The following is a 14,949-nucleotide window of genomic DNA, read 5'->3' as shown; positions in this document are numbered from 1 at the left end:
GTCCAAACCCTCGCCCCGCGTTGATATAGCGCCATTGCCGTGTGCAAGGCCGGGCCGCAGAGCCGGGCATCGAAAACAACAAATGGAGGCGCCATGTACGCCGATCACTCCGCCTTTCCAGGCTTTCCCCCCAGGACCGGTGCGTTTTTTCATCAGGAAACGACGCAACGCGTTGACGCCTGCGCGTGCGCAGGGGTATACAATGCGCCGCGTTTTACCTGTGACCCCTATGCGTACCACGCACTCTCGCCGACTCCCGGTTGATCCGCCCAGGGCTCTTGCCCGAGTCCCGAGAAACCCAAGGTAACCACCTTGCCCATTCCGCTGCGCCACGAGCGCGGTGGGTCCGATTCCGTCACAGATAAAAACAAGCAGGTGACTTCGTTCATGAGTGGACACAACATGCAGTCAGGCGAGCTCAAGCGGGGCCTGAAAAACCGCCATATCCAGCTGATCGCCCTGGGAGGCGCGATCGGTACCGGATTGTTCCTGGGCTCGGCCGGCGTGATGAAGTCCGCCGGTCCGTCGATGATCCTCGGCTATGCCATCTGCGGCTTCATCGCCTTCATGATCATGCGCCAACTGGGCGAGATGATCGTCGAGGAACCGGTGGCCGGCTCCTTCAGCCATTTCGCCCACAAGTACTGGGGTGGCTTCGCCGGCTTCCTGTCCGGCTGGAACTGCTGGGTGCTGTACATCCTGGTCGGCATGTCGGAGCTGTCGGCGGTCGGCAAGTACGTCCACTACTGGTGGCCGGAGATCCCCACCTGGGTCACGGCGGCTGCCTTCTTCCTGCTGATCAACGCCATCAACCTGATGAACGTCAAGGTGTTCGGCGAGGCCGAGTTCTGGTTCGCGATCATCAAGGTCCTGGCCATCGTCGGCATGATCGGCCTGGGTGCCTACCTGCTGACCAGTGGCAGCGGCGGCCCTGAAGCCTCGGTCACCAACCTCTGGGCCCATGGCGGCTTCTTCCCCCATGGCGTGAGCGGGCTGGTCATGGCCCTGGCGATCATCATGTTCTCCTTCGGCGGCCTGGAAATGCTCGGCTTCACCGCAGCCGAGGCCGACAAGCCCCGTACCGTGATCCCCAAGGCGATCAACCAGGTCATCTACCGTATCCTGATCTTCTACATCGGCGCCCTGGTGGTGCTGCTCTCGCTGACCCCGTGGGACAGCCTGGTGGCCAGCATCGATGCCTCTGGCGGTAGCTACGGCAGCAGCCCATTCGTCCAGGTCTTCTCCCTGCTGGGTAGCGACGTGGCCGCCCACCTGCTGAACTTCGTGGTCCTGACCGCGGCACTGTCGGTGTACAACAGCGGCACCTACTGCAATGCGCGCATGCTCTACGGCATGGCCGAGCAGGGCGATGCTCCGGCGGGCCTGGCGAAGATCGACAAGCGTGGCGTACCGGTACGCTCGATCCTGGCGTCGGCGGGCGTCACCCTGGTGGCGGTGCTGCTCAACTACCTGATCCCGCAGCACGCCCTGGAGCTGCTGATGTCGCTGGTGGTCGCGGCACTGGTGATCAACTGGGCGATGATCAGCTACTCGCACCTGAAGTTCCGCCAGCACCTGGACCGTACCGGCCAGAAGCCGCTGTTCAAGGCGCTGTGGTACCCCTATGGCAACTACCTGTGCCTGGCCTTCGTGGTGCTGATCCTGGGCATCATGCTGCAGATTCCGGGGATCCAGATCTCGGTGTATGCGATTCCGGTGTGGCTGGTGGTGATGTACGTGTGCTACCTGCTCAAGAGCAAGCGTGGCCAGCAGCGCCACGCTGCGGTGGGTAGCGTGGCCAAGTAAGCGCTCAGGCGCAGGCTTGGGAAACCCGATGCCAGGTGACTGGCATCGGGTTTTTTGCTGTCAGGGTCGGCTAATGTCGGGCAGTGTAATTTCGGGGCCGCTTCGCGCCCCAAAGGGCGGTGAAAATAGTGCCCACCCAATAGGCTCAGATCTGCTCCAGCAACCAGCTGCGAAACGCCCGCAACGATGGCAATGCCTCGTTGCGCGGTGGGTAGATCAGGTAATAGCTGCGCTGGCTGGCGAACGGCAACCCGGCGCTGAACAGCTCCCCGCTGGCCAGCTCTTCCTCCACCAAGATTCGCGGCACCAGGCCGATGCCGATCCCGGCCCGTACCGCCTGGATCAGGTGCGAGGTCAGCTCGAAGCTCGGCCCCAGGCGCATGGCTCGGTGCGCCAGGGCGTGGTGGGAGAACCATTCGCCCCAGGCATGGGGGTTGTTGGCGACATTCAGCAGCACCTGCTCGCTGATGCGCGCCGGGCTCCAGCCTTGCGGGTCGCCCGCAGCCTCCGGTGGCAGGATCACCACCAGCTCCTCGGCATGCAGCCGATGGCAGATCAACCCCGGCAGGTCATGGGTCGCCACGCCGATGGCGGCGTCGATCTCGCTGGTGTCGAAGTTGATGGCTTCGATCCGCGAATGAATGTGTACCAGCATCCCTGGGTGGGCGCTGTAGAACGCATGCAGGCGCGGCAGCAGCCATTTCGAGCCGAACGTGGGCAGGGTGGCCAGGCGCAGGGTGCCGACGCCGGACTGATAGGCCAGCGCCTGCAAGGTGGCGCTGCGGATGCGGCCCAGGGCTTCGCTCAGTTCGCGCTGGTACAGGCGGCCGACATCGGTCAGTTGGACCTGGCGCCCCTCGCGGCGAAACAGCGTCAGCCCAAGCTGCTGCTCCAGGGCCTGCACCTGCCGGCTGACCGCGCTCTGGGTCAGCGACAGCTCGGCGGCGGCGCGGGTATAGCTTTCGTGCCGGGCGGCGGCCTCGAAGGCCAACAACAGCGACATCGAGGGTGTCAGGTGGCGGTAATTCATTCATAAAGCTCATCGATAGCGGCAGGAATATCCGTTTGCCCCTGGCTGGAAAGTACAGGAACATTGGCACATCCGTCATCCGGTCTTGAAACATACATACCGGAACTGCAGGGGAACGCCCTGCAGCTGCACCCGAATGCCCGTGACCTAGCCAATATCAAGAGGCCATCCATCGATGATCGCCCAGTTGCCGACCAGCGCCCCTAGCGCCAACTACCCTGAATTTCTCGACGCCCTGCGTGCCAGCGGCTTCCGTGGCCAGATCAGTGCCGACTACGGCACCCGCACGGTGCTCGCCACCGACAACTCCATCTACCAGCGCCTGCCCCAGGCGGCGGTGTTCCCGCAGGATGCCGACGATGTGGCGCGGGTGGCGGCGCTGATGGCCGAGCCGCGCTTTCGCCAGGTCAAGCTGACCCCGCGCGGCGGCGGCACGGGGACCAACGGCCAGTCGTTGACCGACGGTATCGTCGTCGACCTGTCGCGGCACATGAACAAGATCCTCCAGATCAACGTCGAGGAGCGTTGGGTGCGGGTCCAGGCCGGCGTGGTCAAGGACCAGCTCAATGCTGCGCTCAAGCCCCATGGGCTGTTCTTCGCCCCAGAACTGTCCACCTCCAACCGCGCCACCGTGGGCGGCATGATCAACACCGATGCCAGCGGCCAAGGCAGTTGCACCTACGGCAAGACCCGCGACCACGTGCTCGAGCTGCACAGCGTGCTGCTCGGCGGCGAACGCCTGCACAGCCTGCCGATCGACGACCAGGCGCTGGAGCAGGCCTGTGCCGCGCCTGGCCGGGTCGGCGAGGTGTACCGCATGGCCCGAGAGATCCAGCAGACCCAGGGCGAATTGATCGAAAGTACCTTCCCCAAGCTCAACCGCTGCCTGACTGGCTACGACCTGGCCCACCTGCGCGACGAACAGGGCCGCTTCAACCTCAACAGCGTGTTGTGCGGCGCCGAGGGCTCGCTGGGCTACGTGGTCGAGGCCAAGCTCAACGTGTTGCCGATCCCCAAATACGCGGTACTGGTGAACGTACGCTACACCAGCTTCATGGATGCCCTGCGCGACGCCAATGCGCTGATGGCGCACAAGCCGCTGTCGATCGAGACCGTCGATTCCAAGGTGCTGATGCTGGCCATGCAGGACATCGTCTGGCACAGCGTCGCCGAATACTTCCCGGCCGACCCGGAGCGTCCGACCCTGGGCATCAACCTGGTGGAGTTCTGCGGTGACGAGCCGGCCGAGGTCAACGCCCGGGTCGAGGCCTTCATCGCCCACCTCAAGGCCGACACTAGTGTCGAGCGCCTGGGCCATACCCTGGCCGAGGGCGCCGAGGCGGTGACCCGTGTCTATGCCATGCGCAAACGTTCGGTGGGTTTGCTGGGCAACGTCGAGGGCGAGGTCCGGCCGCAGCCGTTCGTCGAGGACACCGCGGTACCACCGGAGCAGTTGGCCGACTACATCGCCGACTTCCGTGCCTTGCTCGACGGCCACGGCCTGGCCTACGGCATGTTCGGCCATGTCGATGCTGGCGTGTTGCACGTGCGCCCGGCCCTGGACATGAAGGACCCGGCCCAGGCCGCGCTGGTCAAGCCGATTTCCGATGCCGTGGCGGCGCTGACCCAGCGTTATGGCGGCCTGCTCTGGGGCGAGCACGGCAAGGGCCTGCGCTCGGAATACGTGCCGGAGTACTTCGGTGAACTGTACCCCGCGCTGCAACGCTTGAAGGGGGCCTTCGACCCACACAACCAGCTCAACCCGGGCAAGATCTGCACGCCGCCGGACAACGCCGAAGGCCTGACCAGGGTCGATGGCGTGACCCTGCGCGGCGACCTCGACCGGACCATCGACGAGCGGGTCTGGCAGAGCTTCGGCAGCGCCGTGCACTGCAACGGCAATGGCGCCTGCTACAACTACGACCCCAACGACGCCATGTGCCCATCGTGGAAGGCCACTCGCGAGCGCCAGCATTCGCCCAAGGGCCGTGCCTCGCTGATCCGCGAATGGCTGCGCCTGCAGGGGGCGGCGGATATCGACGTGCTGGCGGCGGCGCGCAACAAGGTGTCCTGGCTCAAGGGCCTGCCGGCGCGGCTGCGCAACAACCGGGCGCGCAGCCAGGGCCAGGAGGACTTCTCCCACGAGGTCTACGACGCCATGGCCGGCTGCCTGGCGTGCAAGTCCTGCGCGGGGCAGTGCCCGATCAAGGTCAACGTGCCGGACTTCCGCTCGCGTTTCCTCGAGCTGTACCACGGCCGCTACCAGCGCCCGCTGCGTGACTACCTGATCGGTTCGCTGGAATTCACCATTCCCTACCTGGCCCACGCGCCGGGGCTGTACAACGCGGTGATGGGGTCGAAATGGGTGAGCCGGCTGCTGGCGGACAAGGTCGGCATGGTCGACAGCCCGTTGATCAGCCGCTTCAACTTCCAGTCGACCCTGACCCGTTGCCGTGTCGCCGTGGCCAGCGTGCCAGCCCTGCGCGAACTGACCCCGGCCCAGCGCGAGCGCAGCATCGTGCTGGTCCAGGACGCCTTCACCCGTTACTTCGAGACGCCGCTGCTGGCGGCATTCATCGAACTGGCCCATCGCCTCGGCCACCGTGTGTTCCTGGCGCCCTACAGCGCCAATGGCAAGCCGTTGCACGTGCAGGGCTTCCTCGGCGCCTTCGCCAAGGCGGCGATCCGCAACGCCACCCAGCTCAAGGCCCTGGCCGACTGTGGTGTGCCGCTGGTGGGGCTGGACCCGGCCATGACCCTGGTCTACCGCCAGGAGTACCAGAAGGTGGAGGGGCTGGATGGCTGCCCGAAGGTGCTGCTGCCCCAGGAGTGGCTGATGGACGTGCTGCCCGAGCAGGCCGAGGGCAATAGTGGCAGCTTCCGCCTGATGGCCCACTGCACCGAGAAGACCAACGTGCCGGCCAGCACCCGGCAGTGGGAGCAGGTGTTCGCCCGTCTGGGCCTGAAGCTGGTCACCGAGGCCACTGGCTGCTGCGGCATGTCGGGCACCTATGGCCATGAGGCGCGCAACCAGGAGACCTCGCGGACCATCTTCGAGCAGTCCTGGGCGACCAAGCTGGACAAGGAAGGGGAGGCGCTGGCGACCGGCTATTCGTGCCGCAGCCAGGTCAAGCGCATGACCGAGCGGCAGATGCGGCATCCGCTGGAGGTGGTGTTGCAGTACGCGCAGCGCTGAAAGAAGGGGCGCCTCGCGCCCCGACAAGCCCGCTCCCACAGGGCCCTGCAAACCACAGCGTTTGCGAGCGACTCGCAACCCTGGGGGAGCCGGCTTGTCGACGATGGGCTGCAGAGCGGCCCCAGGATCGTCCTTTCAGCGCCCCAGTCGCGCCTGGCGATACAGGTACAGGCTCAACACCAGCCCACAGCAAGACGCCGCCGCCGCGAACAGGAAGATCGAGGCAAAGCCGAACCCCGACGCCACGGCCCCCACCAGTGGTCCCGTGATCCCCAGCGACAGGTCGATGAACAGCGAATAGGCACCCACTGCCGCCCCGCGGTTGGCCGCCGACACCTGGTTCACCGCCTCCACCCCCAGTGCCGGGAACACCAGCGAGAAACCGAACCCGCTCAAGGCCGCGCCGGCCAGGGCCAGTTCGGCACTCGGCGCCAGCCACAGCATCAGCAGGCCCAGGGTTTCCACCGCCAGGCAGACGATCGCCACACGGAAACCTCCGATGCGGTTGATCAGGTTGCCGAACAGCAGCCGTGCGCTGATGAAGCTGGCGCCGAACAGGCTCAGGGTCAGTGCGGCGTTGGGCCAGTCACGGCTGGCGTAGTACAGGGTGATGAAGGTGGCGATGGTGCCGAAGCCGATCGAGCCCAGGGCCAATCCAGAGCCATGGGGGAATACTTTGCCCAGCACCCGCAGGAACGGCAGGCGCACGCCGGCGACCACTGGGGCGGCATGTTTCGGCCAGGCCAGCAGCAAGCCGAGCACCGCCAGCAGGATGATGCTCGCGCCCATGCTCCACAGCCCCAGGGTCTTCACCATCAGCACGCCCAGCGGGGCGCCGATGGCCAATGCGCCATAGCTGGCGATGCCGTTCCAGGAGATGACCTTGGCGGTGTGCTCGGCGCCGACCCGGCCGATGCCCCAGCCGATCGAGCCGGAGCCCACCAGGCTTTCGGCGCTGCCCAGCACCAGGCGGCCGATGAGCAGGCAGGCCAGGCTCAGCCAGGGCAGCGAGGTGAGGAAGCTGCAGGCCAGCATGAACACCCCGCTCAGCCCGCAGCCGAGCAGGCCGTACATGACCGCTTTCTTGCTGCCGAGGTTGTCGATGATGCGGCTGGCGGTGGGGCGGCTGAGCAGGGTGGCCAGGTACTGGACGCTGATCACCAGGCCCGCGACCACGGCGCTGAACCCCAGGTCGTTGTGCACGTAGCCGGGCAGCACGGCCAGGGGAATGCCGATGTTCAGGTAGCCGATGAAGGTGAAGAGGACGATGGAGACGACTTGCAGGGTGACCGCAAGGGGGCGCGGTGAGTCGGGCATGGGGCGCTTTCGTGGGCTGGGGTTCTGGACGGTGTGAAAACGCGATGACGGGCAAGGTTCCCGCGAGTCAGCCGTTTTCACACTGTCGGATGGGGTGCGCGGTTATTCCTGGTCGGCGCAGGGTTGATCGTCGCCATCCTGCTCGACGGCGGGCGTCGGTTCGGTGTGGGCGGCAACGGTTTGCTCTTCGGGGTTCAGGCTTGGGAAGGGAAGATTCGGGATTTCATGCATCTCGTCGTTCCTCGCAAGTGTGAGTGAAAAGACTGCGCCAGGCGCGTGGAGGCTTCGAAAAGCTGGGGCAGGATACAGGAGTCTGGGTGACAGTTTGAAATTTTTCCGGGTCGCTGGTCGGTTTTGCGACGGTGGTGTTGGCGGTTGCGGGGCTGGTCGGTCCAGGTTTGCAGCGCTATCTGGGGCTGCAAGGCAGCCCCAGATCATGGGTGAGCGGCTCGGGCCAGGCTCAGCGACAGACGTCGGCGATCGCCGCTGCCAGTTGTTCCAGGCGCTGGGCATCGGCGCCGGCGATGTTTGCCCGGCCGGTACCGACCATGTACACGCTGTGCTTTTCCCGCAGCAGGCGAACCTGCTCCGGATCCAGCCCGGTGTAGGAGAACATCCCGCGTTGCGCGGCGATATGAGCGAAGCGCTGCGCCAGACCGTGGGGCTCCAGCGCCTTGACCAGGCCGTGGCGCAGCTCGGCGATGCGCTGGCGCATGGCGTCCACTTCCTCGACCCACAAGGCCTTGAGGGCCGGGTCGCCGAGGATCTGCGCGACCACCGCGGCGCCGTGGTCCGGCGGTGTCGACCACAGGTTGCGGGCCAGCAGTGCCAGTTGGCTGCGCACGTCCTGTAGCTTCTCGGCATCGTGGCTGCACACCAGCAGGGCGCCGGTGCGCTCGCGGTACAGGCCGAAGTTCTTCGAGCAGGAGCTGGTGACCAGCAGCTCCGGCAGCTCGGCGGCGAACAGCCGTACCGCCCAGGCATCTTCTTCCAGGCCGTCGCCGAAGCCCTGGTAGGCGAAGTCGATCAGCGGCAGCAGGTTGCGTCTGCGCACCACCTCGAGCACCGCACGCCAGTCGTCCTGGCCCAGGTCGAAGCCGGTGGGGTTGTGGCAGCAGGCGTGCAGCAGCACCACGTCGCCTTCCGGCACCTGCTCCAGGGCCGCCAGCATGCCTGCGACATCCAGGCGGTTGTCCGCACCGACATAGGGGTAGTGCGACACCTTCAACTTGGCGCTGGCAAACAGGGACTCGTGGATCGGCCAGGTCGGGTCGCTGAGCCAGACGCCGCGGCCCGGTAGGCAGTGGGCGATGAACTCCGCCGCCAGGCGCAGGGCGCCGGTGCCGCCCGGGGTCTGGGTCGCGCCGGCGCGCTGGCTGGCGAGCAGCGGCGAAGCGCTGCCCAGCACCAGTTCGCTGACCAGGTGGCCGAACGCTGGGTCACCGTGGCCGCCGACATAGCTTTTGGTGGCTTGCTGCGCCACCAGGCGCTGTTCGGCCTGCTTGACTGCCGCGGGGATCGGCGTCAGGCCCTGGGCGTCCTTGAACACGCCCACACCCAGGTCGAACTTCGCCGGATTGGCGTCGCGGGCGTAGGCGTCCATCAGCCCCAGGATCGGGTCGCCAGGGACCCGGCCAATGGCTTGGAAATGCATCACTTGCGCCCTTCGGCAGTTTCGGCGACTTGGTCGGTGCGCGCGGCCATGATGAAGTCGTTGCGGTGCAGGCCCTTGATCGAGTGGCTCCACCAGGTGACGGTGACCTTGCCCCACTCGGTCAGTAGGCCTGGATGATGGCCCTCGGCCTCGGCGATCTCGCCGATGGCGTTGGTGAAAGCCAGGGCGTGCTTGAAGTTCTTGAACAGGAAGACGCGCTCCAGCTCCATGTGGCCGTCGCGAACTTCGATGTTCCAGTCTGGAATCTCGCGGATCAGTACCGCCAGTTCCTCGTCGGTGACTTTCGGCGCGTCGGCGCGGCAGGCTTCGCAATGGGCTTGGTTCAAGGCATTCATGGGTCTTTTCCGGTTTGAGTTGTTATTCGGCAAGGCGGCTCAGGCGGCCGCCTTGGGTGGAAACTTCGGTGCGTGCAGGCCCAGCTGCATGGCCTGGCGGACCAGGGCCATGATGTCTTCGTGGGCCAGGTCGAACAGGCGCTTGAGGTTCGGCAGGACGAAGTACAGGGGCTGCAGGATATCGATGCGATACGGCGTGCGCATGGCTTCGAGGGCGTCGAAGGCCTGGTGTTCCGGCTCGCCGGACAGGCAGTAGACGGTTTCCTTGGGCGAGGACAGGATGCCGCCGCCATAGATCTTGCGGCCCTGTGGCGTGTCCATCAGGCCGAACTCGATGGTCATCCAGTACAGGCGCGCCAGGTACACACGTTCTTCCTTGGTGGCCGCCAGGCCCAGCTTGCCGTAGGTGTGGGTGAACTCGGCGAACCAGGGGTTGGTCAGCAGCGGGCAGTGGCCGAAGATCTCGTGGAAGATGTCCGGCTCTTGCAGGTAGTCCAGTTCTTCCGGGGTGCGGATGAAGGTGGCGACCGGGAAGCGCTTGCTGGCCAGCAGTTCGAAAAAGGTCTGGAAGGGGATCAGCGCCGGTACGCGGGCGACCTGCCAGCCGGTGGTGGCACCCAGGACCTTGTTGATTTCACCCAGTTGGGGAATACGATCGTGGGGCAGCTTGAGCTGCTCGATGCCGTCCAGGTATTCCTGGCATGCGCGGCCTTCGATCACCTTCAGCTGCCGGGTGATCAAGGTGTTCCATACCGCGTGTTCCTGCTGCGGGTAGTCGATAAAACCGTGCGCATCGGGCTCGCGTGCCACGTATTGCGTCTGTTTCATGTGGCTCTCCTGGTGAGGGCTTTCTTGTTATGTTCACGACATACCCTAGGAATATCCCCTCGCGGCCAGCTTTGCACGGGGTGCGGTGGGGTGCATGGAGGACCTTTCATCCTGTTTTCGTAACGTAAATTTTACAAAATGAGCCTGGTCCCGGAAAATCGCGGGTATCGAGCTGGCCGTCAGGATTATTTTGTCAGCTTATCTTTACGATTTTTCCATGCGCCGGTGAAAAATCCGGCTGCCTCGGGGCCTTTTCCATGCGTATCAAAGTGCATTGCCAGAACCGCATCGGCATCCTGCGCGACATTCTCAACCTGCTGGTGGAATACGGCATCAACGTGCTGCGGGGAGAGGTCGGCGGCGACCATGGCAACGCCATCTACCTGCATTGCCCGAACCTGATCAACCTGCAGTTCCAGGCGCTGCGGCCGAAGTTCGAGTCGATCGCCGGGGTGTTCGGCGTCAAGCGTGTGGGCCTGATGCCCAGCGAGCGTCGGCACATGGAGCTCAATGCGTTGCTCGGTGCCCTGGAGTTCCCGGTGCTGTCGATCGACATGGGCGGCAGCATCGTCGCTGCCAACCGCGCTGCTGCCCAATTGCTCGGGGTGCGGGTCGACGAGGTGCCGGGCATCCCCCTGGCACGCTACGTCGAGGACTTCGACCTGCCGGAACTGGTGCGCGCCAACAAGTCGCGGATCAACGGCCTGCGCATCAAGGTCAAGGGCGATGTGTTCCTCGCCGACATCGCCCCGTTGCAGTCGGAGCATGACGACAGCGAGGCACTGGCCGGCGCGGTGCTCACCCTGCACCGGGCCGACCGTATCGGCGAGCGCATCTATAACGTGCGCAAGCAGGAGCTGCGCGGCTTCGACAGCATCTTCCAGAGCTCGCGGGTGATGGCGGCGGTGGTGCGCGAGGCGCGGCGCATGGCGCCGTTGGATGCACCGCTGCTGATCGAAGGCGAGACCGGCACCGGCAAGGAGCTGCTGGCCCGCGCCTGCCACTTGGCCAGCCCGCGCGGCCAGGCGCCACTGATGGCGCTCAACTGCGCCGGCCTGCCGGAGTCCATGGCCGAGACCGAGCTGTTCGGCTACGGCCCGGGCGCGTTCGAGGGCGCGCGCGCCGAGGGCAAGCTGGGGCTGCTGGAGCTGACGGCGGGCGGCACGTTGTTCCTCGACGGGGTGGGGGAAATGAGCCCGCGCCTGCAGGTCAAGCTGCTGCGCTTCCTACAGGATGGCTGCTTCCGGCGGGTCGGCAGCGACGAGGAGGTGTACTTGGACGTGCGGGTGATCTGCGCCACCCAGGTGGACCTGTCCGAACTGTGCGCCCGTGGCGAGTTTCGCCAGGACCTCTACCATCGCCTGAACGTACTGTCGTTGCACATCCCGCCGCTGCGCGAATGCATGGATGGCCTGGAGGGCCTGGTGCAGCACTTCCTCGACCAGGCCAGCCGGCAGATCGGCTGCCCGATGCCGCACCTGGCGCCAGCGGCGATGGAAAAGCTGGGCCAGTACCACTGGCCGGGTAACGTGCGGCAATTGGAGAACGTGCTGTTTCAGGCTGTGTCGTTGTGCGAGGGCGGTGTGGTGAAAGGCGAACATATTCGCCTGCCGGATTATGGTGCGCGTCAACCCTTGGGTGAGTTTTCACTGGAGGGGGATCTTTCGGAAATTGTCGGGCGTTTTGAAAAAGCCGTACTGGAAAGTTTGATGAGCGAGTTTCCAAGTAGTCGGGCATTGGGCAAGCGGTTGGGCGTTTCCCATACGACGATTGCCAATAAGTTGCGTGATTATTCGCTCAATAAAACAGCCGAGTAGAACCAGGTTCATATCGGGGCTGTCATGCAGCCCTTTTGCGAAGACGCTCGGTTGTCATTTTGGGGCCGCTTCGCGGCCCCAAAGAAGGCAAGGCGCCTCAACCGTTGGAGCAGCCGTTGCCCATCACACGGTATTCGAGAATGTGCTTCTGGCCCTTGGAATCTTCGTAGGTCATGCGTGCAGGCACCACTTCGCAGACATTGGGTACTTCGCTCATGGAGATGACCCGGGCAATGTCCAGGTGCTGCGAATAACTGTACTGTTCAACCGGAATCTGCTCGGCATCCTTTGCAACTTCGTCGGCCATCGCCGCGCTGCAAAGACCACCAAGTACCAATACCAGTAAAGCTTTCATTTTCAATTTACCTGTCTAAGGTCGTGAGGGGGCACGCGGCGCTTGTGGCGCCGCGAGTACATCCAGTTTTCAACTATCGAAATTAGCGGGGGATTAACATGCCTTCGTGGGGGCTGTTACAAGAAGTTAATCGCCTTGCCATTGCTGGCGAGGTGAATTCTATGGGGGTGCCAGAGGCTGAAACAGAGGGACTTTTGATAAAGTCTTTTGACAGAATCTGTAACAATCCCCGGCAAAAATCTGCCCCCGCCCTGTGTGCTGGGCTGGAGTGCGCCAACTAGAGCGCTCGCCTCGCGCGACAGGGAAAAATACCGGCCTTGGTACTACCAACGTCGAATGGCCTTTGCCGCTCTGGTACAGTTACAAACGGTTTCATACAAAAACAACTATTACACCGAGGTAAAACAGATGAGTGCGGCTCCACTGTATCCCGTTCGTCCCGAGGTTGCGGCCAGTACCCTGACCGACGAGGCCACCTACAAGGCCATGTACCAGCAATCGGTGATCAACCCGGACGGCTTCTGGCGTGAGCAGGCCCAGCGCCTGGACTGGATCAAGCCTTTCACCAAGGTCAAGCAGACCTCCTTCGACGATCACCATGTCGACATCAAATGGTTCGCTGACGGCACTCTGAACGTTTCCTACAACTGCCTGGACCGCCACCTGGAAGAGCGTGGTGACCAGGTCGCCATCATCTGGGAAGGCGACGACCCTTCCGAAAGCCGCAACATCACCTACCGCGAGTTGCACGAGCAGGTCTGCAAGTTCGCCAACGCCCTGCGTGGCCAGGACGTGCACCGTGGCGACGTGGTGACCATCTACATGCCGATGATCCCGGAAGCCGTGGTGGCCATGCTGGCCTGTGCCCGTATCGGCGCGATCCATTCGGTGGTATTCGGTGGCTTCTCGCCCGAGGCCCTGGCCGGCCGCATCATCGACTGCCGCTCCAAGGTGGTGATCACGGCCGACGAAGGCGTGCGCGGTGGCCGCCATACGCCGCTCAAGGCCAATGTCGACCTGGCCCTGACCAACCCTGAAACCAGCAGCGTGCAGAAGATCATCGTGTGCAAGCGCACCGGTGGCGAGATCGCCTGGCACCAGCACCGCGACATCTGGTACGAAGACCTGATGAAAGTCGCCTCCAGCCATTGCGCGCCGAAGGAAATGGGCGCCGAGGAGCCGCTGTTCATCCTTTATACCTCCGGCTCCACCGGCAAGCCCAAGGGCGTGCTGCACACCACCGGCGGCTATCTGGTGTACGCCGCGCTGACCCATGAGCGGGTCTTCGACTATCGCCCGGGCGAAGTCTACTGGTGCACCGCCGACGTGGGCTGGGTCACCGGCCACAGCTACATCGTCTATGGCCCGCTGGCCAACGGCGCCACCACGCTGCTGTTCGAGGGCGTGCCGAACTACCCGGACATCACTCGGGTGTCGAAGATCATCGACAAGCACAAGGTCAACATTCTCTACACCGCGCCGACCGCCATCCGCGCGATGATGGCCGAGGGCGAGGCGGCGGTCGCCGGCGCCGATGGCTCCAGCCTGCGCCTGCTGGGCTCGGTGGGCGAGCCGATCAACCCCGAGGCCTGGAACTGGTACTACCAGACCGTCGGCAAGGAGCGCTGCCCGATCGTCGACACCTGGTGGCAGACCGAGACTGGCGGCATCCTGATCAGCCCGCTGCCGGGCGCCACTGGCCTGAAGCCAGGCTCGGCGACCCGTCCGTTCTTCGGCGTGGTGCCGGCGCTGGTGGACAACCTGGGCAACCTGATCGAAGGCGCCGCCGAGGGCAACCTGGTCATCCTCGACTCCTGGCCGGGTCAGTCGCGCTCGCTGTACGGCGACCACGACCGCTTCGTCGACACCTACTTCAAGACCTTCCGTGGCATGTACTTCACCGGTGACGGTGCGCGTCGCGACGAGGACGGCTACTACTGGATCACCGGCCGTGTCGACGACGTGCTCAACGTCTCCGGCCACCGCATGGGCACCGCCGAGATCGAGAGCGCGATGGTCGCCCACTCGAAGGTCGCCGAGGCGGCGGTGGTCGGTGTGCCGCACGACATCAAGGGGCAGGGCATCTATGTCTATGTCACCCTCAACGCCGGCGTGGAGCCGAGCGAGCAACTGCGTCTGGAGCTGAAGAACTGGGTGCGCAAGGAGATCGGCCCGATCGCCTCGCCGGATGTGATCCAGTGGGCGCCGGGGCTGCCGAAGACCCGTTCGGGCAAGATCATGCGCCGTATTTTGCGCAAGATCGCGACCGGCGAGTACGACGCGCTGGGGGATATCTCGACCCTGGCCGACCCGGGTGTGGTGCAGCACCTGATCGATACCCACAAGGCAATGGGGCTCGCGTCAGCCTGATGTGAATCGGGGCTGCCTTGCAGTCCATTCGCGACACAAGGCCGCTCCCGCGGTGTCCGTGTAGCGCCCGACAATGGGCGTTGCATGAACGGTGCGGGAGCGGCCTTGTGTCGCGATGGGGCGCAAGGCGGCCCCGGTACGGGTCGGCGGGGCTTCAGTGAACTTACGTCTTTGGCGAGGTGTTTGCTTTTGTTACCCGACATCCATCGGTAACCCCTTG

Annotated in this window: 11 protein-coding genes; 4 read left to right on the top strand and 7 right to left on the bottom strand. The window is 64.6% G+C overall.

The features are described from left to right. Window positions 1–387 precede the first annotated feature (387 nt). Window positions 388–1,806: an amino acid permease gene (locus WCE05_RS13010; RefSeq protein WP_225789372.1), complete on the top strand. Its 1,419-nt coding sequence runs from the start codon at window positions 388–390 to the stop codon at window positions 1,804–1,806. Window positions 1,807–1,951: 145 nt separating this feature from the next. On the opposite strand, the gene WCE05_RS13005 is transcribed toward WCE05_RS13010, so the two are convergent. Next, window positions 1,952–2,836, bottom strand: a complete 885-nt coding sequence (locus WCE05_RS13005; protein WP_253081472.1) for a LysR substrate-binding domain-containing protein — start codon at window positions 2,834–2,836, stop codon at window positions 1,952–1,954. A 175-nt stretch (window positions 2,837–3,011) separates the two neighbouring features. Here WCE05_RS13005 and WCE05_RS13000 point away from each other — a divergent pair, with 175 nt between their 5' ends. Then, on the top strand, window positions 3,012–6,032 hold the full coding sequence (locus tag WCE05_RS13000; protein ID WP_253081473.1) for an FAD-binding and (Fe-S)-binding domain-containing protein: 3,021 nt from the start codon (window positions 3,012–3,014) through the stop codon (window positions 6,030–6,032). A gap of 135 nt (window positions 6,033–6,167) precedes the next feature. Here WCE05_RS13000 and WCE05_RS12995 read toward each other — a convergent pair whose 3' ends face one another. The 5 genes from WCE05_RS12995 to phhA all read right to left on the bottom strand — a co-directional run bounded on the left by WCE05_RS12995 (window position 6,168) and on the right by phhA (window position 10,187). Then, entirely contained in the window at window positions 6,168–7,349 is a 1,182-nt protein-coding gene (locus WCE05_RS12995; RefSeq protein WP_253091267.1) for an MFS transporter, read from the bottom strand. 102 nt (window positions 7,350–7,451) lie between these two features. After that, window positions 7,452–7,580, bottom strand: a complete 129-nt coding sequence (locus tag WCE05_RS12990; protein ID WP_262923792.1) for a hypothetical protein — start codon at window positions 7,578–7,580, stop codon at window positions 7,452–7,454. Between the two features lie 229 nt (window positions 7,581–7,809). Then, window positions 7,810–9,006 carry an amino acid aminotransferase gene (locus WCE05_RS12985; RefSeq protein WP_368816035.1) on the bottom strand — a complete coding sequence of 399 codons (1,197 nt, stop codon included), beginning with the start codon at window positions 9,004–9,006 and terminating at the stop codon, window positions 7,810–7,812. Beyond that, window positions 9,003–9,359 carry a 4a-hydroxytetrahydrobiopterin dehydratase gene (locus WCE05_RS12980; RefSeq protein WP_225789367.1) on the bottom strand — a complete coding sequence of 119 codons (357 nt, stop codon included), beginning with the start codon at window positions 9,357–9,359 and terminating at the stop codon, window positions 9,003–9,005. Before WCE05_RS12980 ends, WCE05_RS12985 begins: the two co-directional genes overlap by 4 nt. 39 nt (window positions 9,360–9,398) lie before the next feature. Then, window positions 9,399–10,187 (bottom strand): phenylalanine 4-monooxygenase, encoded by a 789-nt coding sequence (phhA, locus tag WCE05_RS12975; RefSeq protein WP_225789366.1) that lies wholly within the window; start codon window positions 10,185–10,187, stop codon window positions 9,399–9,401. Window positions 10,188–10,444: 257 nt separating this feature from the next. On the opposite strand from phhA, the gene WCE05_RS12970 reads away from it, so the two are divergent. After that, complete coding sequence (locus WCE05_RS12970) at window positions 10,445–12,004, top strand: sigma-54-dependent transcriptional regulator (RefSeq protein ID WP_225789365.1); 1,560 nt, start codon at window positions 10,445–10,447, stop codon at window positions 12,002–12,004. 97 nt (window positions 12,005–12,101) lie between these two features. On the opposite strand, the gene WCE05_RS12965 is transcribed toward WCE05_RS12970, so the two are convergent. Continuing rightward, on the bottom strand, window positions 12,102–12,359 hold the full coding sequence (locus WCE05_RS12965) for a DUF2790 domain-containing protein (RefSeq protein ID WP_225789364.1): 258 nt from the start codon (window positions 12,357–12,359) through the stop codon (window positions 12,102–12,104). A 408-nt stretch (window positions 12,360–12,767) separates the two neighbouring features. Here WCE05_RS12965 and acs point away from each other — a divergent pair, with 408 nt between their 5' ends. Next, on the top strand, window positions 12,768–14,729 hold the full coding sequence (acs, locus tag WCE05_RS12960) for an acetate--CoA ligase (RefSeq protein ID WP_225789363.1): 1,962 nt from the start codon (window positions 12,768–12,770) through the stop codon (window positions 14,727–14,729). Window positions 14,730–14,949: the final 220 nt, after the last annotated feature.

The organism is Pseudomonas sp. I2, from assembly GCF_040984075.1.
GTDB classification, from domain to species: domain Bacteria; phylum Pseudomonadota; class Gammaproteobacteria; order Pseudomonadales; family Pseudomonadaceae; genus Aquipseudomonas; species Aquipseudomonas guariconensis_B.
Note: the sequence above shows the minus strand (reverse complement) of the source record. Positions and strands in the feature narration are given on the sequence as shown.

What these genes read in the sequence shown, in the direction of transcription:
- WCE05_RS12965 (WP_225789364.1), bottom strand. Translation starts at nt 12,359, where the DNA reads ATGAAAGCTTTACTGGTATTGGTACTTGGTGGTCTTTGCAGCGCGGCG.
- WCE05_RS12990 (WP_262923792.1), bottom strand. Translation starts at nt 7,580, where the DNA reads ATGCATGAAATCCCGAATCTTCCCTTCCCAAGCCTGAACCCCGAAGAG.
- WCE05_RS13010 (WP_225789372.1), top strand. Translation starts at nt 388, where the DNA reads ATGAGTGGACACAACATGCAGTCAGGCGAGCTCAAGCGGGGCCTGAAA.
- phhA (WP_225789366.1), bottom strand. Translation starts at nt 10,187, where the DNA reads ATGAAACAGACGCAATACGTGGCACGCGAGCCCGATGCGCACGGTTTT.
- acs (WP_225789363.1), top strand. Translation starts at nt 12,768, where the DNA reads ATGAGTGCGGCTCCACTGTATCCCGTTCGTCCCGAGGTTGCGGCCAGT.
- WCE05_RS13000 (WP_253081473.1), top strand. Translation starts at nt 3,012, where the DNA reads ATGATCGCCCAGTTGCCGACCAGCGCCCCTAGCGCCAACTACCCTGAA.
- WCE05_RS12980 (WP_225789367.1), bottom strand. Translation starts at nt 9,359, where the DNA reads ATGAATGCCTTGAACCAAGCCCATTGCGAAGCCTGCCGCGCCGACGCG.
- WCE05_RS13005 (WP_253081472.1), bottom strand. Translation starts at nt 2,836, where the DNA reads ATGAATTACCGCCACCTGACACCCTCGATGTCGCTGTTGTTGGCCTTC.
- WCE05_RS12970 (WP_225789365.1), top strand. Translation starts at nt 10,445, where the DNA reads ATGCGTATCAAAGTGCATTGCCAGAACCGCATCGGCATCCTGCGCGAC.
- WCE05_RS12995 (WP_253091267.1), bottom strand. Translation starts at nt 7,349, where the DNA reads ATGCCCGACTCACCGCGCCCCCTTGCGGTCACCCTGCAAGTCGTCTCC.